21 protein-coding genes are annotated in these 21,999 nt (G+C 59.0%); 18 read left to right on the top strand and 3 right to left on the bottom strand.

All coding sequences use genetic code 11. The features are described 5' to 3' along the window. Positions 1 to 176: 176 nt before the first annotated feature. From rseD to acpS, 12 genes are all read left to right on the top strand, one after another. A complete protein-coding gene (rseD, locus tag GT756_RS26390; protein WP_122383554.1) occupies positions 177 to 281 on the top strand; it encodes a rpoE leader peptide RseD in 105 nt (34 codons plus the stop codon). Further along, on the top strand, positions 278 to 853 hold the full coding sequence (rpoE, locus tag GT756_RS18860) for an RNA polymerase sigma factor RpoE (protein ID WP_002914074.1): 576 nt from the start codon (positions 278 to 280) through the stop codon (positions 851 to 853). Before rseD ends, rpoE begins: the two co-directional genes overlap by 4 nt. Before the next feature lie 32 nt (positions 854 to 885). Further along, on the top strand, positions 886 to 1,536 hold the full coding sequence (gene rseA, locus GT756_RS18855) for an anti-sigma-E factor RseA (RefSeq protein WP_004201820.1): 651 nt from the start codon (positions 886 to 888) through the stop codon (positions 1,534 to 1,536). Further along, complete coding sequence (gene rseB, locus GT756_RS18850) at positions 1,536 to 2,492, top strand: sigma-E factor regulatory protein RseB (RefSeq protein WP_004201821.1); 957 nt, start codon at positions 1,536 to 1,538, stop codon at positions 2,490 to 2,492. Before rseA ends, rseB begins: the two co-directional genes overlap by 1 nt. Continuing rightward, complete coding sequence (gene rseC, locus GT756_RS18845) at positions 2,489 to 2,968, top strand: SoxR-reducing system protein RseC (RefSeq protein WP_004201822.1); 480 nt, start codon at positions 2,489 to 2,491, stop codon at positions 2,966 to 2,968. The genes rseB and rseC overlap by 4 nt, the downstream gene beginning before the upstream one ends. A gap of 185 nt (positions 2,969 to 3,153) precedes the next feature. Then, entirely contained in the window at positions 3,154 to 4,953 is a 1,800-nt protein-coding gene (gene lepA / locus GT756_RS18840; RefSeq protein ID WP_004201823.1) for a translation elongation factor 4, read from the top strand. A 15-nt stretch (positions 4,954 to 4,968) separates the two neighbouring features. After that, positions 4,969 to 5,943: a signal peptidase I gene (gene lepB / locus GT756_RS18835; protein ID WP_004201827.1), complete on the top strand. Its 975-nt coding sequence runs from the start codon at positions 4,969 to 4,971 to the stop codon at positions 5,941 to 5,943. 249 nt (positions 5,944 to 6,192) lie between these two features. After that, a complete protein-coding gene (gene rnc / locus GT756_RS18830; protein WP_002914065.1) occupies positions 6,193 to 6,873 on the top strand; it encodes a ribonuclease III in 681 nt (226 codons plus the stop codon). Beyond that, the gene (era, locus tag GT756_RS18825) at positions 6,870 to 7,775 is read left to right on the top strand and encodes a GTPase Era (RefSeq protein WP_017900415.1); all 906 of its coding nucleotides are present in this window, start codon (positions 6,870 to 6,872) and stop codon (positions 7,773 to 7,775) included. Before rnc ends, era begins: the two co-directional genes overlap by 4 nt. Positions 7,776 to 7,786: 11 nt before the next feature. After that, positions 7,787 to 8,524, top strand: a complete 738-nt coding sequence (gene recO / locus GT756_RS18820; protein ID WP_004201833.1) for a DNA repair protein RecO — start codon at positions 7,787 to 7,789, stop codon at positions 8,522 to 8,524. Between the two features lie 11 nt (positions 8,525 to 8,535). Beyond that, positions 8,536 to 9,267: a pyridoxine 5'-phosphate synthase gene (gene pdxJ, locus GT756_RS18815; RefSeq protein WP_017900416.1), complete on the top strand. Its 732-nt coding sequence runs from the start codon at positions 8,536 to 8,538 to the stop codon at positions 9,265 to 9,267. Beyond that, positions 9,267 to 9,647 carry a holo-ACP synthase gene (acpS, locus tag GT756_RS18810; RefSeq protein ID WP_004201835.1) on the top strand — a complete coding sequence of 127 codons (381 nt, stop codon included), beginning with the start codon at positions 9,267 to 9,269 and terminating at the stop codon, positions 9,645 to 9,647. The genes pdxJ and acpS overlap by 1 nt, the downstream gene beginning before the upstream one ends. 12 nt (positions 9,648 to 9,659) lie before the next feature. Here acpS and GT756_RS18805 read toward each other — a convergent pair whose 3' ends face one another. Together GT756_RS18805 and GT756_RS18800 are read right to left on the bottom strand one after the other, a co-directional pair. Continuing rightward, a complete protein-coding gene (locus GT756_RS18805) occupies positions 9,660 to 9,920 on the bottom strand; it encodes a YfhL family 4Fe-4S dicluster ferredoxin (RefSeq protein WP_004144350.1) in 261 nt (86 codons plus the stop codon). A gap of 56 nt (positions 9,921 to 9,976) precedes the next feature. Beyond that, positions 9,977 to 10,825, bottom strand: a complete 849-nt coding sequence (locus tag GT756_RS18800; protein WP_017900417.1) for a MurR/RpiR family transcriptional regulator — start codon at positions 10,823 to 10,825, stop codon at positions 9,977 to 9,979. 211 nt (positions 10,826 to 11,036) lie between these two features. Here GT756_RS18800 and yfhb point away from each other — a divergent pair, with 211 nt between their 5' ends. Together yfhb and tadA are read left to right on the top strand one after the other, a co-directional pair. Continuing rightward, positions 11,037 to 11,672: a phosphatidylglycerophosphatase C gene (yfhb, locus tag GT756_RS18795; protein ID WP_004201838.1), complete on the top strand. Its 636-nt coding sequence runs from the start codon at positions 11,037 to 11,039 to the stop codon at positions 11,670 to 11,672. A gap of 62 nt (positions 11,673 to 11,734) precedes the next feature. Further along, complete coding sequence (tadA, locus tag GT756_RS18790; RefSeq protein WP_023318886.1) at positions 11,735 to 12,244, top strand: tRNA adenosine(34) deaminase TadA; 510 nt, start codon at positions 11,735 to 11,737, stop codon at positions 12,242 to 12,244. Here the strand turns inward: tadA and mltF are convergent. Continuing rightward, positions 12,241 to 13,857, bottom strand: coding sequence for a membrane-bound lytic murein transglycosylase MltF (gene mltF, locus GT756_RS18785; protein WP_004201842.1), 1,617 nt, complete (start codon positions 13,855 to 13,857; stop codon positions 12,241 to 12,243). The genes tadA and mltF overlap by 4 nt on opposite strands. A 175-nt stretch (positions 13,858 to 14,032) precedes the next feature. Between mltF and purL the strand changes: the two genes are divergently transcribed. From purL to glrR, 4 genes are all read left to right on the top strand, one after another. After that, the gene (gene purL / locus GT756_RS18780) at positions 14,033 to 17,920 is read left to right on the top strand and encodes a phosphoribosylformylglycinamidine synthase (RefSeq protein WP_065878254.1); all 3,888 of its coding nucleotides are present in this window, start codon (positions 14,033 to 14,035) and stop codon (positions 17,918 to 17,920) included. A gap of 592 nt (positions 17,921 to 18,512) precedes the next feature. Then, a complete protein-coding gene (locus GT756_RS18775; protein ID WP_004201845.1) occupies positions 18,513 to 19,934 on the top strand; it encodes a HAMP domain-containing sensor histidine kinase in 1,422 nt (473 codons plus the stop codon). Between the two features lie 29 nt (positions 19,935 to 19,963). After that, entirely contained in the window at positions 19,964 to 20,650 is a 687-nt protein-coding gene (qseG, locus tag GT756_RS18770; protein WP_004201847.1) for a two-component system QseEF-associated lipoprotein QseG, read from the top strand. Next, on the top strand, positions 20,637 to 21,974 hold the full coding sequence (gene glrR, locus GT756_RS18765; protein ID WP_004201849.1) for a two-component system response regulator GlrR: 1,338 nt from the start codon (positions 20,637 to 20,639) through the stop codon (positions 21,972 to 21,974). Before qseG ends, glrR begins: the two co-directional genes overlap by 14 nt. Positions 21,975 to 21,999: the final 25 nt, after the last annotated feature.

The raw sequence follows: 21,999 nt of genomic DNA, 5'->3' as shown, positions 1-21,999 counted from the left end.
GGCAGGTTGATAGCATTGGATTTTATAGTGAAATAAACGCCGTGTTACGATACCCTTCAGACGGGCCTGCGCTTTTTCTTATTGACTAACCTATCGTTTAGCAACCAGGGCATATAATGATTGATAACGATCTGCCGCCGTTGCCAGACAAAAAACAAAAAGCGTAACGGAACTTTATTGTTTTCATACACTCCAACAGTCAGCTTGCTCATAATGCAGATTTTGGGTGGTGTTTTGAAGACGCATGGGAATTGGGTTTGGGGAGACATTACCTCGGATGAGCGAGCAGTTAACGGATCAGGTCCTTGTTGAACGGGTCCAGAAAGGAGATCAGAAAGCGTTTAATTTGCTGGTAGTGCGCTATCAGCATAAGGTCGCGAGCCTGGTTTCCCGCTATGTACCGCCGGGCGATATCGCTGACGTCGTTCAGGAATCGTTCGTTAAGGCATGGCGTGCGCTGGACTCTTTCCGGGGAGATAGCGCTTTTTACACCTGGTTATACCGTATCGCCGTCAATACGGCGAAGAATTATCTGGTTGCTCAGGGACGCCGTCCGCCGTCCAGCGATGTTGACGCCAACGAGGCGGAAAACTTCGAAAGCGGCGGAGCGTTGAAAGAAATTTCGAACCCTGAGAACTTAATGTTGTCAGAAGAACTGAGACAAATAGTTTTTCGTACCATTGAATCGCTCCCGGAAGATTTACGCATGGCAATTACGTTACGGGAGCTGGATGGCCTGAGCTATGAAGAGATAGCCGCTATCATGGATTGTCCGGTTGGGACGGTGCGTTCGCGTATCTTCCGGGCGCGAGAAGCTATTGATAATAAAGTTCAACCGCTTATCAGGCGTTGACGATAGCGGAATACTGGAAAAGGGTATCAGGCATGCAGAAAGAAAAACTTTCGGCTTTAATGGATGGTGAAACGCTGGATAACGAACTGCTCAACGAGCTGAGTCGTTCTTCTGAGATGCAAAAAACCTGGGAGAGTTACCACCTTATCCGCGATACGCTGCGTGGCGATACCGCAGAGGTGCTGCAATTTGATATCTCCGCCCGGGTGATGGCCGCCATTGAAAATGAGCCCGTTCGTCAGACGGCGCCGCTTATTCCTGAATCTCAGCCCGCACCACACCAGTGGCGGCAAATGCCGTTCTGGAACAAAGTGCGTCCGTGGGCCAGCTCACTAACCCAGATGGGCGTTGCCGCCTGCGTATCGCTTGCGGTTATCGTCGGCGTCCAGCACTATAATGGGCAGTCTGATGCCGCTCAGCAGCCAGAGGCGCCGGTGTTCAATACGCTGCCAATGATGGGCAAAGCGAGCCCGGTAAGTCTTGGCGTACCGGCTGACGCATCAGCAGGTAGCGGCCAGCAGGCTCAGGTCCAGGAACAGCGCCGGCGGATTAACGCCATGCTGCAGGACTACGAACTGCAGCGCCGCCTGCACGCTGAGCAGCTTCAGTTTGGCCAGGCCCAGACTCAGCAGGCCGCAGTCCAGGTGCCGGGTTATCAAACTTTAGGAACGCAATCGCAGTAATGAAGCAACTTTGGTGTGCCATGTCGCTCATGGCAGGCAGTCTGTTGTTCTCTGTCAACGCCTCGGCTGATACATCGTCCGGGGCGTTGTTGCAGCAGATGAACCTGGCCAGCCAGTCCCTCAACTATGAGCTCTCGTTCGTCAGCATCAGCAAACAAGGCGTTGAGTCGCTGCGCTATCGTCACGCGCGACTGAACAATCAACCGCTGGCGCAGCTTCTGCAGCTGGACGGTCCGCGCCGGGAAGTGGTCCTGCGCGGTACGGAAATCAGCTATTTTGAACCCGGCCTCGATCCGTTCACCCTGAACGGCGACTATATCGTCGATTCGCTGCCGTCGTTGGTTTACAGCGATTTCAAACGTCTCAGCGCAGCCTATGATTTTATCTCCGTAGGCCGTACCCGTATCGCCGACCGCCTCTGCGACGTGATCCGCGTCGTGGCTCGCGACGGCACGCGCTATAGCTTTATCGCCTGGCTGGACGCTGAGACTAAGCTGCCGCTGCGCGTTGATTTACTCGACCGCGACGGTGAAACGCTGGAGCAGTTCCGGGTCGTCTCTTTCAACGTTGGCGATAACGTCAGCGCCAGCATGGAGACGCTGGCAAAAGCGAATTTGCCGCCGCAGCTGTCGGTGCCTGAAGGGGGCGACAAAGCCAACTTCAACTGGGCGCCGACGTGGCTCCCTCAGGGCATGACTGAGGTTTCCAGCAGCCAGCGTCGTCTGCCCACCTTTGATGGTCCGGTAGAATCACGTCTCTATTCCGACGGCTTGTTCAGCTTCTCGATCAATATCAACCGCGCCACCGCGGCCAGCAGTGACCAGCTGTTGCGCACCGGCCGACGCACCGTCAGCACGACGGTACGCGATAACGCGGAGATCACTGTGGTGGGCGAACTGCCGCCGCAGACGGCGAAGCGTATCTCAGACAGCATTAAATTCAAGGCAGTACAATGATCAAAGAGTGGGCCACCGTGGTTTCCTGGCATAACGGCGTGGCGCAGGTGCACTGCGACGTTAAAGCCTCCTGCAGCAGTTGCGCCTCCCGCGCCGGCTGCGGCAGCCGGGTATTAAACAAGCTGGGGCCGCAGACCAGCCATACCATCAGCGTGCCCTGCGAGCAGCCGTTGACGGCGGGGCAAAAAGTGGAGCTGGGGATCGCCGAGAGCAGTCTGCTGGGTTCGGCGCTGTTGGTCTACATGGCGCCGCTGGTGGGGCTGTTTGTGATGGCGTCGATTTTCCAGGTGCTGTTTGCCAGCGATATCGCGTCACTTTGCGGCGCGCTGCTGGGCGGCGTCGGCGGGTTCCTGGTGGCGCGCGGTCTGTCGCCGCAGCTGGCAGCGCGCCAGTCGTGGCAGCCGGTGATCCTGAGCGTCGCGTTGCCGCCGGATCTGGTGCGTATCGAAACGCCTTCCTCCGACATGGGTCAGTGATTTCACTGGCCCTTATCTTTATTTACCCTTCCTGTTACAACGCCACAATTTCTGCGGTTATGCTGGATCTAACAGCATTTCCTGGTTTCAAGGATGTAGTGTAGAATGCGGCGTTTTCGGATTAAAAAACGTCAGGCACAGTACAGCGGCCTCATGATACTCGTAAGGCATAATTAACTCTAAATATGAAGAATATACGTAACTTTTCGATCATCGCTCACATCGACCACGGTAAGTCGACGCTGTCTGACCGTATCATCCAGATTTGCGGTGGCCTTTCTGATCGTGAAATGGAAGCCCAGGTTCTGGATTCCATGGATCTTGAGCGCGAACGCGGGATCACCATCAAGGCGCAGAGCGTCACCCTGGACTATAAGGCCAACGACGGTGAGACCTATCAGCTGAACTTTATCGACACCCCGGGCCACGTGGACTTCTCCTATGAAGTCTCCCGTTCCCTCGCCGCGTGCGAAGGCGCGCTGCTGGTGGTTGACGCCGGGCAGGGCGTAGAAGCCCAGACCCTGGCCAACTGCTACACCGCCATGGAGATGGACCTGGAGGTCGTTCCGGTACTCAACAAGATCGACCTGCCTGCGGCCGACCCTGAGCGCGTAGCGGACGAGATTGAAGATATCGTCGGGATCGATGCCCACGATGCGGTGCGCTGCTCGGCGAAAACCGGCGTCGGCGTGACCGACGTGCTGGAGCGTCTGGTGCGCGATATTCCGCCGCCGGAAGGCGATCCGGACGCGCCGCTGCAGGCGCTGATTATCGACTCCTGGTTCGATAACTACCTCGGCGTGGTGTCGCTGGTGCGGATTAAAAACGGCACCATGCGCAAGGGCGATAAGATCAAGGTCATGAGCACCGGCCAGGTCTATAACGCCGACCGTCTGGGCATCTTTACCCCGAAACAGGTTGACCGTACCGAGCTGAAATGCGGCGAGGTAGGCTGGCTGGTCTGCGCGATCAAAGACATCCTCGGCGCGCCGGTGGGCGATACCCTGACCGCCGCCCGCAACCCGGCAGACAAAGCGCTGCCTGGCTTTAAGAAGGTGAAACCGCAGGTGTATGCCGGCCTGTTCCCGGTGAGCTCCGATGATTATGAAGCTTTCCGCGACGCGCTGGGCAAACTAAGCCTCAACGACGCCTCTCTGTTCTACGAGCCGGAAAGTTCTACCGCGCTGGGCTTCGGCTTCCGCTGCGGCTTCCTTGGCCTGCTGCACATGGAGATCATTCAGGAGCGTCTGGAGCGTGAATACGATCTCGACCTGATCACCACCGCGCCGACGGTAGTTTACGAAGTGGAGACCACCTCCAAAGAAGTTATCTACGTCGACAGTCCGTCCAAGCTGCCGCCGCTGAATAATATTCAGGAGCTGCGCGAGCCGATCGCCGAGTGTCACATGCTGCTGCCGCAGGAGTTCCTCGGCAACGTGATCACTCTGTGTGTGGAGAAACGTGGTGTGCAGACCAACATGGTTTACCACGGTAAACAGGTGGCGCTGACCTACGAAATCCCGATGGCGGAAGTGGTGCTCGACTTCTTCGACCGTCTGAAGTCTACCTCCCGCGGCTATGCGTCGCTGGACTACAACTTCAAACGCTTCCAGGCGTCGAACATGGTACGCGTCGATGTGCTGATCAACGGCGAGCGCGTCGATGCGCTGGCGCTGATCACCCACAACGATAACGCGCCGTATCGCGGCCGCGAGCTGGTGGAAAAGATGAAAGATCTTATTCCGCGTCAGCAGTTCGACATCGCGATTCAGGCGGCCATCGGCAACCACATCATCGCGCGCTCTACCGTGAAACAGCTGCGTAAAAACGTGCTGGCGAAATGCTACGGCGGTGACGTCAGCCGTAAGAAAAAGCTGCTGCAGAAGCAGAAAGAAGGTAAGAAGCGTATGAAGCAGGTCGGTAACGTTGAACTGCCGCAGGAAGCGTTCCTCGCCATTCTGCACGTTGGTAAAGACGGCAAATAACCCTAAGGAGTTGGCATGGCGAACATGTTTGCCCTGATCCTGGTGATTGCAACCCTGGTGACGGGCGTTTTATGGTGCCTGGACAAGTTCATTTTTGCACCGAAACGTCGTGAGCGTCAGGCCGCTGCTCAGGCAGCGACCGGCGAGCAGCTGGACAAAAAGACGTTGAAGAAAGTCGGTCCGAAACCGGGTTGGCTGGAAACCGGCGCATCGGTTTTCCCGGTGCTGGCGATCGTTCTGGTGGTACGTTCATTCATTTATGAGCCGTTCCAGATCCCATCCGGTTCGATGATGCCGACTCTGCTGATTGGCGATTTCATCCTGGTGGAGAAATTTGCCTACGGCATTAAAGATCCTATCTACCAGAAAACGCTGATCGAGACGGGTCATCCGAAGCGCGGCGACATCGTGGTGTTTAAATATCCGGAAGACCCTCGCCTGGACTACATCAAGCGCGCGGTGGGGCTACCGGGGGATAAGGTCACCTACGATCCGATTGCCAAGCAGGTCACTATTCAGCCGGGCTGCAGCTCCGGACAGGCCTGCGGCAACGCGCTGCCGGTGACTTACTCCAACGTGGAGCCGAGCGATTTCGTTCAGACCTTCTCCCGCAGCAACGGCGGCGAGGCGAGCAGCGGTTTCTGGCAGCTGCCGAAGGGCGAAACCAAAGCCGACGGCATTCGCCTCACCGAGCGTCAGGAGACGTTGGGCGACGTCACGCATCGTATTCTGATGGTGCCGATTGCTCAGGATCAGGCTGGCATGTATTACCATCAGAGCGGTCTGCCGCTGGCCACCTGGATTGTGCCGCCGGGTCAGTACTTCATGATGGGCGACAACCGGGATAACAGCGCCGACAGCCGTTACTGGGGCTTTGTGCCGGAAGCAAACCTGGTCGGAAAAGCCACCGCTATCTGGATGAGTTTTGAAAAGCAGGAAGGTGAATGGCCGACCGGTGTGCGGTTATCGCGCATTGGTGGAATTCATTAATTTCATCTGCTGAATTCACGCCGCTGCTGTTATCGCAGCGGCGTGAATTATTTAGTATTTAAATCCATTCAAACTAACGACATCCCGTGTCGTTGCGTATAGAATATCCCCCCGAAGTTTTTGGTTGTCGCTCTGCCGGGTGACACTGCACACGAAAGCGTATTGGTCTGTTTCAACTTCCTGTTTGAAGCGTATGCTCAGGTCGGTTTCGTGTGCTGCATCTTTGACGCATTCATTTATTGGTAACGCATGAACCCCATCGTAATTAATCGGCTTCAACGAAAGCTGGGCTACACTTTTCATCATCAGGAGCTGTTGCAACAGGCATTAACTCACCGCAGTGCCAGCAGCAAACATAATGAGCGCCTGGAATTTTTAGGCGACTCCATTTTAAGTTTCGTGATCGCTAACGCGCTGTATCATCGCTTTCCTCGCGTGGATGAAGGCGACATGAGCCGTATGCGCGCGACGCTGGTGCGCGGCAACACGCTGGCAGAAATCGCCCGCGAGTTTGAGCTGGGCGAATGCTTGCGCCTCGGGCCGGGCGAACTGAAAAGCGGCGGTTTCCGTCGCGAATCGATTCTCGCGGACACCGTTGAAGCGTTAATTGGCGGGGTTTTCCTCGACAGCGATATTCAGAACGTTGAACGCTTAATTCTCTCCTGGTACCAGACTCGTCTGGACGAAATCAGCCCGGGCGATAAGCAAAAGGATCCGAAGACGCGTCTGCAGGAGTATCTGCAGGGTCGTCATCTGCCGCTGCCGTCCTACCTGGTGGTCCAGGTGCGCGGCGAAGCGCACGATCAGGAATTTACTATCCACTGCCAGGTCAGTGGCCTGAGTGAACCGGTGGTTGGCACAGGTTCCAGCCGTCGTAAGGCGGAGCAGGCTGCCGCCGAACAGGCGCTGAAAAAGCTGGAGCTGGAATGAGCGAAGAAAAAAGTTATTGTGGGTTTGTCGCCATCGTGGGTCGTCCAAACGTTGGCAAATCCACGCTGTTGAATAAGCTGCTTGGGCAGAAGATCTCGATCACCTCCCGTAAAGCGCAGACCACCCGTCACCGCATCGTCGGCATCCATACCGAAGGGCCGTATCAGGCGATTTACGTCGATACTCCGGGCCTGCATATGGAAGAGAAGCGCGCCATTAACCGCCTGATGAACAAAGCGGCCAGCAGCTCGATTGGCGATGTTGAACTGGTCATCTTCGTGGTGGAAGGCACCCGCTGGACGCAGGACGACGAGATGGTGCTCAACAAGCTGCGCGACGCGAAAGCGCCGGTGATCCTCGCGGTCAACAAGGTAGATAACGTGCAGGAAAAAGCGGATCTGTTACCGCACCTGCAGTTCCTCGCCAGCCAGATGAACTTCCTTGATATCGTGCCGATGTCGGCGGAAACGGGGACCAACGTCGACACCATCGCGGCGATCGTGCGTAAGCATCTGCCGGAAGCGATCCATCACTTCCCGGAAGATTATATTACCGATCGTTCCCAGCGCTTTATGGCCTCCGAAATCATCCGTGAAAAACTGATGCGTTTCCTTGGCGCTGAGCTGCCGTACTCCGTCACCGTGGAAATCGAACGTTTTGTGACCAACGAGCGCGGCGGTTACGACATCAACGGCCTGATCCTCGTCGAGCGTGAAGGGCAGAAGAAGATGGTGATTGGCAACAAAGGCGCCAAAATCAAAACCATCGGTATCGAAGCGCGTAAGGACATGCAGGAGATGTTTGAAGCGCCGGTGCACCTCGAGCTGTGGGTTAAAGTGAAATCCGGCTGGGCCGATGACGAGCGCGCCCTGCGCAGTCTCGGTTATGTTGACGACCTCTGAGTTAACGCAACGTGGATGGATGGCAGCGCGCCTTTGTCCTGCATAGCCGACCGTGGAGCGAAACCAGCCTGATGCTGGACGTCTTCACGGAAGAATCCGGTCGCGTGCGCCTGGTTGCCAAGGGCGCACGCTCCAAACGCTCGAATCTTAAAGGCGCTTTACAGCCCTTTACCCCCTTGCTGGTTCGCTTCGGCGGCCGCGGCGAAGTCAAAACCCTGCGCAGCGCGGAAGCTGTCTCGCTGGCGCTGCCGCTCAGCGGCATCACCCTCTACAGCGGTCTTTACGTTAACGAGCTTATCTCCCGTGTGCTGGAGCACGAAACGCGCTTCTCCGAACTCTTTTTTGACTATTTGCACTGCATTCAGGCGCTCGCCGGGGCCAGCGGCTCGCCGGAGCCGGCGCTGCGGCGCTTTGAGCTGGCGCTGCTCGGGCACCTGGGCTATGGCGTGGATTTTCTCCACTGCGCCGGGAGCGGCGAGCCGGTGGACGACACCATGACCTACCGCTATCGCGAAGAAAAAGGCTTTATTGCCAGCCTGGTGATTGATAACAACACGTTTACCGGGCACCATTTGAAAGCGTTGGCGAGTCGCGAGTTTCCTGATGTTGATACGCTGCGCGCCGCGAAGCGCTTTACCCGTATCGCCCTGAAGCCCTATCTCGGCGGCAAACCGCTCAAGAGCCGGGAATTGTTTCGCCAGTTTATGCCCGCGCGAAAGGCGCGAGCGGATAATACGAAGAATGATTAACGAGGATTGTCATGGCTGAATTACTGTTAGGGGTCAATATTGACCATATCGCGACCTTGCGTAACGCCCGCGGCACCGCCTACCCGGATCCGGTTCAGGCGGCTTTCATTGCCGAACAGGCCGGCGCCGACGGCATTACCGTGCATCTGCGCGAAGACCGCCGCCATATCACCGATCGCGATGTGCGTATCCTGCGCCAGACGCTGCACACCCGCATGAATCTTGAAATGGCGGTCACCGAAGAGATGCTGACGATCGCCTGCGAAACCAAACCGCATTTCTGCTGCCTGGTGCCGGAGAAGCGCCAGGAAGTGACCACCGAAGGCGGGCTGGACGTCGCCGGCCAGCGCGACAAGATGCGTGATGCCTGTCAACGCCTGGCGGATGCCGGCATCCTGGTCTCCCTGTTTATCGATGCGGATGAAGCACAAATTAAAGCGGCAGCGGACGTTGGCGCGCCTTATATCGAAATCCATACCGGCTGCTATGCCGATGCTAAAACCGACGCCGAGCAGGCGAAGGAGCTGGAACGCATTGCCAAAGCGGCCGCCTACGCCGCCAGCCTCGGCCTGAAGGTTAATGCGGGTCACGGTCTGACCTATCACAACGTGAAAGCGATTGCCGCGCTGCCGGAAATGCATGAGCTGAATATCGGCCACGCGATTATTGGCCGCGCGGTGATGAGCGGCCTGAAAGAGGCGGTGGCGGAAATGAAGCGTCTGATGCTGGAAGCGCGCGGCTAATGGCCATTCTCGGGCTGGGTACCGACATCGTCGAGATCGCCCGCATCGAAGCGGTGATCGCCCGCAGCGGCGATCGCCTTGCCCGCCGGGTGCTGAGCGACCATGAATGGAGTATCTGGGAGCAGCATCAGCAGCCGGTGCGTTTCCTGGCGAAACGCTTTGCGGTCAAGGAAGCGGCGGCGAAAGCGCTGGGGACCGGGATCCGCAACGGGCTGGCCTTTAATCAGTTCGAAGTTTACAACGATGAGCTGGGCAAGCCGAAGCTGCGGCTATGGGGTGAGGCGCAACGGCTGGCGGAACGGTTGGGGGTGAGCCATATTCATGTCACGCTCGCCGATGAGCGCCATTACGCCTGCGCCACGGTGATTGTCGAAAGCTAAGCGCGACGGCGGTTAAATTTTATCCGCGTGGTGCATCAGGACGAATTTATCCCACAGCTGTTCTTCACTCTCGACGTGTGCCGGATCTTTCAGAATAGTATTCGGGATCGGGCACACCTTCTGGCAGGTGGGCGTATCGTAATGGCCCACGCATTCGGTGCAGCGGTCGCTGTTAATTTCATAAATGCTGTCACCCATCGAAATGGCCTCATTGGGGCACTCCGGCTCGCACATATCGCAGTTGATGCATTTTTTGGTAATTAACAGCGCCATCAGGAAAATCTCAGAAACAACACAAACAGGGCGGGCATTATACGCCCATTTTCTGCTCAGACCAGCTTTTTCACCAGCGCTTCGCTATGGCGAATGCGCTCCGGCGCCCGCTCCAGATCCTGCTGCACCAGCCCCATAAACAGCAGGTCGGTGAGCATCATTTGCGCGCTGGTGGAGGAGATGGCCGCGCTGCGCGTCGCCTGCTCTTCGGCGATAGTATACAGGCAGTGGGTCGCCTGCTGCTGCAGGGCGTTAGGGCTAAAGCCGGTGATCGCCAGGATCTTACAGCCGACGCGCAGCGCTTCACCGGCCGCCATATTGATCTCCCGACGCTCGCCGGAGTAAGAGATCGCCAGCAGCAGATCGTCGCTGGACATGGCCTGCACCGTCGCCAGCAGAGCGTGCATATCCTGCTCAGAGACAGCGTTGACGCCGATCTTCATCAGCTTCCAGCTAAAGTTACGCGCCACCAGGCCGGACGCGCCAATCCCGGTGACGATCACCCGCCGGGCGTTGCGCAGCAGCGTGACGGCTTCCCGCAGCGTCTCTTCAGTGTTGACGTCCAGCGAGGCATGCATGGCGGCGACATTGTCTTTGATGAGTTTCTCGCCCACCAGACGTAGCGGGTCGTCACCGCGAATGTGGTTATGTACCGGGACGGAGTGCGGATCCGGGCTGCTGGCCAGCGCTTCACTCAGCGCCAGCTTCAGCGCCGGAAAGCCTTTGAACCCCAGTTTTTGGGCAAATTTAACCACGCTGGACTGACTCACCCCGGCTTCCGTCGCCAGCTGCTGTGAGCTGAGGTGCCGGGTGTCATCGGGTTGGCTCAGAATAAAATCGGCCAACTTTTTGTCGCTCGCCGCCAGGGTGGGATAGCGCTGACGAATACGCGTTAAACAGTTCATTGGAGCTCCGCTGGAGCCGTCCGGCTCGTGACTGAAAGAATTTTTATTCGATTATAAGGGGTATACCACGAATTAAAAATTCATAAGCCACAATTTTTCCTTCGCCTGCTAATTTAATTCTTCCTTAACGGCAGGGATGTTTTCCCTCTTCATGGCATAAGACTGTTAAGCTTACCCTAACGAGAAGTGAATCCTGAGAGAAGGGGGCAGTTTGCAGCACAGTGAACGGAGAGTGGTGTTTTTCGATCTGGACGGAACCTTACATCAACAGGATATGTTCGGCAGTTTTCTGCGCTACCTGCTGCGCCATCTGCCGCTGAACCTGCTGCTGGTGGTGGCGATGGGGCCGGTGATCCTTGCCGGGCTGGCGGTGTGCGGGCGGGCGGCGCGCTGGCCGATGAGCCTCCTGCTATGGGCGTCAACCTTTGGCCGTCGCGAGGCGGTACTGAAGCGGCTGGAAGCGGAGTTTGTCGGCTGGTTTCGTCATCATGTGACAGCGTTTCCCGTGGTTCATGCGCGGCTGACGGCCTACCTCACCAGTACCGATGCCGACGTCTGGTTGATCACCGGCTCGCCGCAGTCGCTGGTGGAACAGGTTTATCGCGATACCCTCTGGCTGCCGCGGGTGAATCTGATAGCCAGCCGCACCGCGCGCCGCTGGGGCGGCTGGGTATTGACCCTGCGCTGCCTGGGCCATGAAAAGGTGGTGCAGCTGGAGAAAAAGATTGGCGCACCGCTGCAGCTGTATAGCGGCTATAGCGACAGTGAGCAGGATAACCCGTTGCTCGGCTTTTGCCAGCATCGCTGGCGGGTCACCCCGCAGGGAGAGCTGCAGCAGCTGGAGTAATAGTGTGTAATTGATAGCTCCCATGTATAATGCGCCCCGCTTTTTCTGCTGGAGTGGCCGCTGTGTCTGACCTCGAACTCAATGATGAATACTGGATGCGTCATGCCCTGACGCTGGCGAAGCGCGCCTGGGAAGAGGGCGAGGTACCGGTGGGCGCGGTGCTGGTGCATAACAATCAGGTCATTGGCGAGGGCTGGAACCGGCCGATAGGCCGTCACGACCCTACCGCCCATGCGGAAATTATGGCCTTACGCCAGGGCGGACTGGTGCTGCAAAACTACCGCCTGATCGATGCCACGCTGTACGTGACCCTCGAGCCCTGCGTGATGTGCGCGGGGGCGATGGTGCACAGCCGTATCGCCCGCCTGGTGTTTGGCGCCAGGGATGCCAAGACCGGTGCCGCCGGCTCGCTGATGGATGTTCTGCATCACCCGGGAATGAACCATCGGGTTGAGATTAGCGAAGGCGTGCTGGCGGAGTCCTGCTCTGCCATGCTGAGCGACTTCTTCCGCTGGCGGCGGGAAGAGAAAAAAGCGCTGAAGAAAGCCCGGGAGCAGAACGGGGAAAGTTAATACAGGTGGCCCGGGAGTTTCATCCGGGCATTATCCATCTGTTTATCGGCGCGAAACTTGAAAAAGGGCAGGGTGGTCTCCTGCGGCTGTTCGAGCTCATTGGGGAGCACGGCCGGGTAATCTTCCGCCAGGGCCAGCGTTTGCTGCTGCTGGCGCTCCTTCTCTGACAAATAGCCGACAAGGCTTATCTGATATTTGCGGATGTTTTCCACATAGGCGTAGGCCTCATGGCCGCGGGCATAGCCGTATTTTAGTTTGCTGTAATAGGGTTTCTGGCTCAGCAGCGGTAAACGCAGCTTAACGTCCGCCCAGCTGTTAGGATTGCCTTTCTGTTTGCGGGTGAGGGCCATGGCGTCCAGCATATGGGCATAGCCCATATTGTAAGCGGCCAGCGCAAACCAGATGCGTTCATCTTTCGGGATCGAATCCGGCACTTTATCCATCATATCCTGTAGATAGCGCATGCCGCCGTCGATACTCTGCGCCGCATCGGTCCGGTCAGTCAGCCCCAGACTTTGCGCCGTATTGCGCGTGAGCATCATCATGCCGCGCACGCCGGTAGGAGAGGTGGCCTGTGGATCCCAGTGGGATTCCTGCCAGGCGATGGCGGCCAGCAGGCGCCAGTCGATCTCGCGGGCGTACTTTTCAAACAGCGGCTGCACCTCCGGAAGAATGTTTTCCACCGCGCGCAGGAAGGTGCGGGTATCGACGTAATCAAAATCGTTGCCGTGGCCGAGGTACTTCTCCTCCAGGCGCGCCAGGGTGCCGTCTTCATTGATGTTGTTGAAGAAATCAAGCATCGCCGCCGACAGGGAATTATCATCGTCCCGGGCGCTGAACCAGGTGACCGGCTGTTCGTCGGTGATATCGAGGGCTACCGCCAGCTCCGGATGGACGCGCTGAAACAGGCTGACGGCCACCGAGTCGGCGATGGTGTAATCGAGTTTGCCGTCAATCACCGCCTGCATCAGCGCCGTGGTGCCGCGTTTTTCGTCCACGCGCCAGGCAAGATCCGGGTATTTCTCGGCTTTTAAGGTCTGCAGGTCGTTGATCGCCACGTGGCCCGGAGCGATGGCGAGCTGCTCGGCGGTCAGCGCCGCGAGGGTGCGCGGCCGGGTATTGCCGACGCGGTAGACCAGCTGTTGCGAAACAGAATAGTAAGTGGGGCCGGCCTGATAGTTTTTCACCCGCTCCTGGTTATAGACCAGCCCGGCAGCCAGCATATCGGCCTGACCGTCGTCGAGGTCGTCAAACAGCTGGCTGATGTTCTGCCGGACGGTTATCTTAAGCGTCACGCCGAGGTAGTCGGCAAACTGCTTCGCCAGTTCGTAGTCCAGGCCGAACGTTTTATTGTTCATGGTGGCAAAGGTCATCGGCGAGTTGATGGTGCTGATGCGCAGCTCGCCGCGAGCGATAATACCCGCCACCCGGTTCTCGGGTTTACCGGACCAGGGGATCGACGGCCACAGGGCAGCCGCCAGCAAAAGGGTGACAATGCCGATCAGCAGATAATTAATCTTTAATTTTTTCAGCGCGTTAATCTTCTGCAGCTTCAGGTTCCTCAGCAGGCGATGTCCGGAAAAAACGCAAGGTTGTCGTCGAATGAGCGGCATTCTGCTTAAGAATGCGCCAGTTGGCAACTTATTCGCGATAGGCGTCACATTTATTGATAAACAGCATCAATGATTTTATTTCTACGCAAACGGTTTCGTCGGGGCGCAGGATTCACTATAATGACGCCCGTTTCCCCCCCTGGCTCACCCTGAAAGCTTCGAAGACGAGAGACTTATGATGGAAATTTTGCGTGGTTCACCTGCACTGTCGGCATTCCGTATTAATAAACTGCTGGCACGATTTCAGGCGGCCAACCTTCCGGTAAGCGCCATATACGCCGAGTATATTCATTTTGCCGATCTGAACGCCCCGCTGAGCGCTGACGATCGCGAGCGCCTGGCGCGACTGCTTAAATATGGCCCGAGCTTAAACAGCCATACCCCGACCGGTAAATTACTGCTCGTGACCCCTCGCCCTGGCACCATCTCTCCCTGGTCTTCTAAAGCTACCGATATCGCCCATAACTGCGGCCTGGCTCAGGTTGTGCGTCTGGAGCGCGGCGTGGCGTATTATGTTGAAGCCTCGACCCTGAGCGAAGCGCAGTGGACCGCGGTGGCGGCGGAACTGCACGACCGCATGATGGAGAGCGTCTTCGACGCGCTGGAAGCGGGCGAAAAGCTGTTCGCTCACCATCAGCCGACGCCGGTGACCAGCGTTGACCTGCTGGGCGAAGGGCGTCAGGCGCTGATTGACGCCAACCTCCGTTTGGGTCTGGCGCTGGCAGATGACGAAATTGACTACCTGCAGGACGCGTTTACCCGTCTGGGACGCAATCCGAACGACATCGAGCTGTACATGTTCGCCCAGGCGAACTCAGAGCACTGTCGCCACAAGATTTTCAACGCCGACTGGATCATCGACGGCGAACAGCAGCCGAAGTCGCTGTTCAAAATGATCAAAAACACCTTCGAAAAAACGCCGGACTACGTCCTGTCGGCCTATAAAGACAACGCCGCGGTGATGGAAGGGTCTGAAGTGGGGCGCTATTTTGCCGACCACCAGACCGGGCGCTACGACTTCCATCAGGAGCCGGCGCACATTCTGATGAAGGTGGAAACCCATAACCACCCGACGGCCATCTCCCCATGGCCGGGCGCGGCAACCGGCTCCGGCGGCGAGATCCGCGATGAAGGCGCCACCGGCCGCGGCGCGAAGCCGAAAGCGGGTCTGGTGGGCTTCTCGGTTTCCAACCTGCGCATCCCGGGCTTCGAACAGCCGTGGGAAGAAGATTTCGGGAAACCGGATCGCATCGTCACCGCCCTGGACATCATGACCGAAGGCCCTCTGGGCGGCGCGGCGTTTAACAACGAATTTGGTCGTCCGGCGCTGAACGGCTACTTCCGCACCTATGAAGAGAAAGTCACCAGCCATAACGGCGAAGAGCTGCGCGGCTACCACAAACCGATCATGCTGGCCGGCGGTATCGGTAACATCCGCGGCGAGCACGTGCAGAAGGGCGAGATTACCGTCGGCGCGAAGCTGATCGTGCTGGGCGGCCCGGCGATGAACATCGGCCTCGGCGGCGGCGCGGCGTCTTCCATGGCCTCCGGCCAGTCCGATGCCGACCTCGATTTCGCCTCCGTCCAGCGTGACAACCCGGAAATGGAGCGTCGCTGTCAGGAGGTGATCGACCGCTGCTGGCAGCTGGGCGACGCCAACCCGATCCTGTTTATCCACGACGTCGGCGCCGGCGGTCTCTCCAACGCCATGCCGGAGCTGGTCAGCGACGGCGGCCGCGGCGGTAAATTCCAGCTGCGCGATATCCTGAGCGATGAGCCAGGCATGAGCCCGCTGGAGATCTGGTGTAACGAATCGCAGGAACGTTATGTCCTGGCAGTCGCCCCGGAGCAACTGCCGCTGTTTGACGAGCTGTGCCGCCGCGAGCGCGCGCCATATGCGGTTATCGGCGAAGCCACCGCCGAGCAGCACCTGAGCCTGAGCGACAGCCACTTTAACGATCAGCCGATCGATCTGCCGCTGGACGTCCTGCTTGGTAAAACGCCGAAAATGACCCGCGACGTGCAGACTCTGAAAGCCCAGGGCAGCGCGCTGGATCGCCAACCGATCACCATCGCCGACGCGGTTAACCGCGTACTGCACCTGCCGACGGTGGCCGAGAAAACCTTCCTCGTGACCATCGGCGATCGCACCGTGACCGGCATGGTCGCTCGCGACCAGATGGTCGGCCCGTGGCAGATCCCGGTGGCCAACTGCGCGGTAACCACCGCCAGCCTCGACAGCTACTACGGCGAAGCGATGGCGATGGGCGAGCGCGCCCCGGTTGCTCTGCTGGACTTCGCCGCCTCCGGCCGTCTGGCGGTTGGCGAAGCGCTGACCAACATCGCCGCCACGCAGATTGGCGAGCTGAACCGCGTGAAGCTGTCGGCTAACTGGATGGCCGCTGCCGGCCACCCGGGCGAAGACGCTGGCCTGTATGAGGCGGTGAAAGCGGTGGGCGAAGAGCTGTGCCCGGCGCTGGGCCTGACCATTCCGGTCGGCAAAGACTCAATGTCGATGAAAACCCGCTGGCAGGAAGGCAGCGAGCAGCGTGAGATGACCTCTCCGCTGTCGCTGGTGATCTCCGCCTTCGCCCGTGTCGAAGATGTTCGTCATACCGTCACGCCGCAGCTCTCGACGGAAGATAACGCCCTGCTGTTGATCGACCTCGGTAAAGGGCACAACGCGCTGGGCGCGACGGCGCTGGCGCAGGTCTATCGCCAGCTCGGCGACAAGCCGGCTGACGTGCGCGATGTCGCGCAGCTGAAAGGCTTCTGGGATGCGATGCAGGCCCTGGTGGCGCAGCGTAAACTGCTGGCCTACCACGACCGCTCCGACGGCGGCCTGCTGGTCACCCTGGCGGAAATGGCCTTTACCGGCCACTGCGGTGTGGAGGCGGATATCGCCGCGCTGGGCGACGACCGTCTGGCGGCGCTGTTCAACGAAGAGCTGGGGGCGGTGATCCAGGTCCGCGCCGCAGACCGTGAGGCGGTGGAAGCCATTCTGGCGGTTAACGGCCTGGCGGACTCTGTGCATTACCTCGGTAAAGCGGTCGAGGGCGATCGCTTCGTGCTGACCGCCGGCGATCAGACGGTGTTTAGCGAAAGCCGCACCACGCTGCGCATGTGGTGGGCGGAAACCACCTGGCAGATGCAGCGTCTGCGCGACAACCCGGCCTGCGCCGATCAGGAGCACGAGGCGAAAGCCAACGACGCCGACCCGGGCCTCAATGTGAAGCTCTCGTTTGATATTAATGACGATGTCGCCGCACCGTACATTGCCACCGGCGCGCGTCCGAAAGTGGCCGTCCTGCGCGAGCAGGGTGTGAACTCTCACGTTGAAATGGCGGCGGCCTTCCATCGCGCTGGCTTTGACGCCATTGACGTGCATATGAGCGACCTGCTGGCGGGCCGCACCGGTCTCGGCGATTTCCATGCCCTGGTGGCCTGCGGCGGCTTCTCCTACGGCGACGTGCTGGGGGCAGGTGAAGGCTGGGCGAAGTCGATTCTGTTCAACGAGCGCGTGCGCGATGAGTTCGCGACCTTCTTCCATCGTCCGCAGACCCTGGCGCTCGGCGTGTGCAACGGCTGTCAGATGATGTCCAATCTGCGCGAGCTGATCCCGGGCAGCGACCTGTGGCCGCGCTTTGTGCGCAACCACTCTGACCGCTTTGAAGCGCGCTTCAGCCTGGTGGAAGTGACGCAAAGCCCGTCTCTGCTGCTGCAAGGCATGGTTGGCTCACAGATGCCGATTGCGGTCTCCCACGGCGAAGGTCAGGTGGAAGTGCGCGACAGCGCGCATCTGGCCCAGCTGGAGAGCAAAGGCCTGGTGGCGCTGCGCTTCGTGGATAACTTCGGCAAAGTGACCGAAACCTATCCGGCGAACCCGAACGGTTCCCCGAACGGTATCACCGCCGTGACCAGCGAAAGCGGGCGTGCGACCATCATGATGCCGCACCCGGAACGCGTCTTCCGCACCGTAAGCAACTCCTGGCACCCGGAAAACTGGGGCGAAGACAGCCCGTGGATGCGTATCTTCCGCAATGCGCGTAAACAGCTGGGTTAATTTTCCCGCAGCGTGTCACGCGAACGTATCGGCCCCCTGCTCAGGCAGGGGGCTTTTTTTTATCTGTGACGGCCGGCACGCCAGGGTGTCGGGAATCACCGACAACCGGCATATTGCAGTGTCGCCAAAAGGCGACACTTAAGTTATTGATTTAAATGATGAGTAACTTGGGATACATTTGGTGTCGCTAATTGGCGACGCTATGGATAAAAAGTGTACTGCGCTGGGGTGGCTGGCTTTTATGGTTAAAGCCATATATATCAATGTGTTAATAAAATGTTTGGAAAGGTGGCATAGTTCATGCATAATAATAACCAGTGGCTCATTCACCTTCTTATGTCAGCCCCTTCGGGACGCGCTACATAAACTTCGAATGACGCACAAACAGGTGCCTGCCGTCCAACTCCTGATAATAGCCTGGCTTTATCAGACATCGGGCGAAACGTCGAGTAAGGCACCGCCTCATTCCTGAACAAAGCCAGGCCTTGCGCCTGGCTTTGTTGTTTCTGGGGCGCCGTGGCGACGGGTATCGCTTTTGTCCGGCGCGCTCCTCAGTTAGCATCGACCAGAGCTAATGATTGAGACCACACCTTTGAAGCGACTCTCTCTTTTTCCCCGTTCGCTGCGTCAGCTGGTGACGCTCTCCTTTGTGCTGATCCTGCTGCCGTTGCTGGTGCTGGCCTGGCAGGCCTGGCAGAGCCTCAATGCCCTCAGCGCCCAGGCGGCGCATATCAACCGTACGACGCTGGTCGATGCCCGCCGCAGTGAGGCGATGATCAATGCCGCGCTGGAGATGGAACGCAGCTATCGCCAGTACTGCGTGCTGGACGATCCGACGCTGGCGCGCGTCTATCAAAACCAGCGGCAGCGCTACAGCCAGATGCTGGACGCGCACGCCGGCGTGTTGCCGGACGAAAAGCTCTGGCAGGCGCTGCGCCAGGATGTCAGCGATCTGGCGCAGCTGCAGTGTAACAACAGCGGCCCTGACGCCGAGGCAGCCGCCAGACTGGAAGTTTTCGCCAGTAATAACAGCGACATGGTCCAGGCGACCCGGGCGGTGGTCTATTCCCGCGGCCAGCAGCTGCAGCAGGAGATTGCCGAGCGCGGCCAGTTTTTCGGCTGGCAGGCGCTGGTGCTGTTTCTGCTGAGCCTGGCGCTGGTGCTGCTTTTCACCCGCATGATCATCGGCCCGGTGAAAGGTATCGAAAGAATGATCAATCAGCTGGGCGCAGGGAAGTCGCTGGACGACGCGGCATTGTTTACTGGCCCGCGCGAGCTGCGCTCGGTGGGCAAGCGCATCATCTGGCTCAGCGAGCGCCTGGCATGGCTGGAGTCGCAGCGGCATCAGTTTCTTCGCCATCTGTCGCATGAGCTTAAAACCCCGCTGGCCAGTATGCGTGAAGGCACCGAGCTGTTGGCCGACCGGGTCGCCGGACCGCTGACGCCGGAGCAGCAGGAGATCGTCGAGATCCTCGACAGCAGCAGCCGCAACCTGCAAAAGCTGATTGAACAGCTGCTGGACTACAACCGCAAACAGGCCGACGGCCCGGTAGCCCGGGAAGCAGTGGACCTGGTGGAGCTGGTGGAAAACGTCGTGGCGGCGCACAGTTTGCCTGCGCGGGCTAAACTGATGCATACCGAGCTGGCGCTGCGGGCGCGGCATTGTCTGGCGGAGCCTGCGTTATTGATAAGCGTAATGGATAATCTCTACTCCAATGCGGTGCACTATGGCGCTGAATCCGGTAACATTCGTATCCATAGCTACCGGCACGGAGAGCAGGTGCGTATTGATGTCGCCAACAGCGGCGAACCGATCCCGGCCGCGGAAAAAAATATGATTTTTGAGCCTTTTTACCAGGGAAGTCACCAGCGTAAGGGGGCCGTTAAAGGCAGTGGGCTGGGGTTAAGCATCGCCCGCGACTGCGTCCGTCAGATGCAAGGGGAACTCAGTCTGGTTGACGCCCCCGCCGGGCAGGTCTGTTTTCGCATTACGCTTCCCTCAGCGCCGGAATAATCCAACTAATGAATCGATATCGGGGAACTATGTCCCAATTCCTGGCCTGGCGCCGTTCCCTTAGCGGATGGCTGCTCTCAGGCATTGCTTGTCTGACGCTGGCGGGGTGTTCCGCCGGCTTCTCGCCGCATAGTGCGGAAGGTGCCGCCGCCCCCGGGCAGGCGCAGCACCAGGTGGCCGATTTTGTCGCCGTGGACTGCGCTGATATCTGGGCGCACAGCAGCGATGCCAGCGACAAAAACCCCCTCTACTGGCTGCGGGGCATTGACTGCGCCGATCGTCTCGCGCCGGTGCAGGCGCGAGCGGAGGCGAAACGCCATACCGACGACAGCTGGCAGGACGCATTCCGCCGCGGCATTCTGCTTGCCGATGCCAAAATTACCCCTGACGAGCGCCGCGAGCTGGTGGCGCGTCTCGACACCTTCAGCCCGCAAATCGCCGTTCAGGTCCGCCCGCTATATCAGCTCTGGCGCGACGGGCAGACCCGTCAGCTGCAGCTGGTGGAGGAGCGAGCCCGCTACGCGAAGCTTCAGCAGTCCAGCGATAGCGAGCTGGAGACGTTGCGCCAGCAGGAGCAGTCGCTGCGCCAGCAGCTGGAGCTGACCACCCGTAAGCTGGAGAATCTGACGGATATTGAACGCCAGCTCTCCAGCCGCAAGCCGGGCGGCAATTTCGGCAGCGAAAAAGTACCGGAGGTGATCCATGACGATCCGTAAACCGGCGCGTTTGCTGCTGGTGGATGACGATCCGGGGCTGCTGAAGCTGCTCGGCATGCGTCTGGTCAGCGAAGGCTATAGCGTGGTCACCGCCGAGAGCGGACCGGAAGCGCTGCGCGTGCTGGGACGTGAGAAAGTGGATCTGGTGATTAGCGATCTGCGGATGGATGAAATGGACGGCCTGCAGCTGTTCAGTGAGATCCAGAAGGGGCAGCCCGGCATGCCGGTGATCATTCTCACCGCCCATGGCTCGATCCCCGACGCGGTGGCGGCCACCCAGCAGGGCGTCTTCAGCTTCCTGACCAAGCCAGTTGATAAAGACGCCTTGTATAAAGCCATTGATGAGGCGCTGGAGCAGCGATCGCCAGCCACCGACGAAGCGTGGCGCCAGGCGATTGTCACCCGCAGCCCGCTGATGCTGCGCCTGCTCGAGCAGGCCGGGATGGTGGCGCAGTCCGACGTCAGCGTGCTGATTAACGGCCAGAGCGGGACCGGGAAGGAGATAGTCGCCCAGGCGATCCACAACGCCAGCCCGCGTCATGACAAGCCTTTCGTGGCGATTAACTGCGGCGCGCTGCCGGAACAGCTGCTCGAGTCCGAACTGTTCGGCCATGCGCGGGGCGCCTTTACCGGCGCGGTCAGCAACCGCGAAGGGTTATTCCAGGCCGCCGAAGGCGGCACGCTGTTTCTCGACGAGATCGGCGATATGCCTGTCGCCCTGCAGGTGAAGCTGCTCCGCGTCCTGCAGGAGCGTAAGGTTCGCCCGCTCGGCAGCAACCGCGATATCGAGATCAACGTGCGGATCATCTCCGCCACCCACCGCGACCTGCCGAAGGCGATGGCCCGCGGCGAGTTTCGCGAAGATCTGTTTTATCGCCTCAATGTGGTTAACCTGAAGATCCCGCCGCTCTCCGAACGCACGGAAGATATTCCGCTGTTGGCCAACCATCTGCTGCGTCAGTCCGCCGATCGCCATAAGCCGTTCGTGCGGGCATTTTCCAGCGATGCAATGAAGCGGCTGATGGCCGCCAAATGGCCGGGCAATGTGCGCCAGCTGGTGAACGTGATTGAGCAGTGCGTGGCCCTGACCTCGTCGCCGGTGATCGGCGATGCGCTGGTGGAGCAGGCGCTGGAAGGCGAGAACACGGCGCTGCCGACCTTCGTGGAAGCGCGCAATCAGTTTGAGCTGAACTACCTGCGCAAGCTGCTGCAGATTACCAGGGGCAACGTCACCCACGCCGCGCGGATGGCTGGACGCAACCGCACCGAATTCTATAAGCTGCTGTCGCGCCATGAGCTCGACGCCAATGACTTTAAAGAGTAGCTCCGCAACATAGCGCAAGATATGA

Source organism: Klebsiella sp. Q2 (assembly GCF_009900705.1).
GTDB lineage: Bacteria > Pseudomonadota > Gammaproteobacteria > Enterobacterales > Enterobacteriaceae > Klebsiella > Klebsiella quasipneumoniae.
The sequence above is the reverse complement of the archived record's forward strand: the minus strand, read 5'-3'. Positions and strand labels throughout refer to the sequence as shown.

Coding starts and splice junctions, on each gene's coding strand:
- rpoE (WP_002914074.1), top strand. CDS start 278: ATGAGCGAGCAGTTAACGGATCAGGTCCTTGTTGAACGGGTCCAGAAA.
- rseA (WP_004201820.1), top strand. CDS start 886: ATGCAGAAAGAAAAACTTTCGGCTTTAATGGATGGTGAAACGCTGGAT.
- rseB (WP_004201821.1), top strand. CDS start 1,536: ATGAAGCAACTTTGGTGTGCCATGTCGCTCATGGCAGGCAGTCTGTTG.
- rseC (WP_004201822.1), top strand. CDS start 2,489: ATGATCAAAGAGTGGGCCACCGTGGTTTCCTGGCATAACGGCGTGGCG.
- lepA (WP_004201823.1), top strand. CDS start 3,154: ATGAAGAATATACGTAACTTTTCGATCATCGCTCACATCGACCACGGT.
- lepB (WP_004201827.1), top strand. CDS start 4,969: ATGGCGAACATGTTTGCCCTGATCCTGGTGATTGCAACCCTGGTGACG.
- rnc (WP_002914065.1), top strand. CDS start 6,193: ATGAACCCCATCGTAATTAATCGGCTTCAACGAAAGCTGGGCTACACT.
- era (WP_017900415.1), top strand. CDS start 6,870: ATGAGCGAAGAAAAAAGTTATTGTGGGTTTGTCGCCATCGTGGGTCGT.
- pdxJ (WP_017900416.1), top strand. CDS start 8,536: ATGGCTGAATTACTGTTAGGGGTCAATATTGACCATATCGCGACCTTG.
- acpS (WP_004201835.1), top strand. CDS start 9,267: ATGGCCATTCTCGGGCTGGGTACCGACATCGTCGAGATCGCCCGCATC.
- GT756_RS18805 (WP_004144350.1), bottom strand. CDS start 9,920: ATGGCGCTGTTAATTACCAAAAAATGCATCAACTGCGATATGTGCGAG.
- GT756_RS18800 (WP_017900417.1), bottom strand. CDS start 10,825: ATGAACTGTTTAACGCGTATTCGTCAGCGCTATCCCACCCTGGCGGCG.
- mltF (WP_004201842.1), bottom strand. CDS start 13,857: ATGCCGCTCATTCGACGACAACCTTGCGTTTTTTCCGGACATCGCCTG.
- purL (WP_065878254.1), top strand. CDS start 14,033: ATGATGGAAATTTTGCGTGGTTCACCTGCACTGTCGGCATTCCGTATT.
- qseG (WP_004201847.1), top strand. CDS start 19,964: ATGTCCCAATTCCTGGCCTGGCGCCGTTCCCTTAGCGGATGGCTGCTC.
- glrR (WP_004201849.1), top strand. CDS start 20,637: ATGACGATCCGTAAACCGGCGCGTTTGCTGCTGGTGGATGACGATCCG.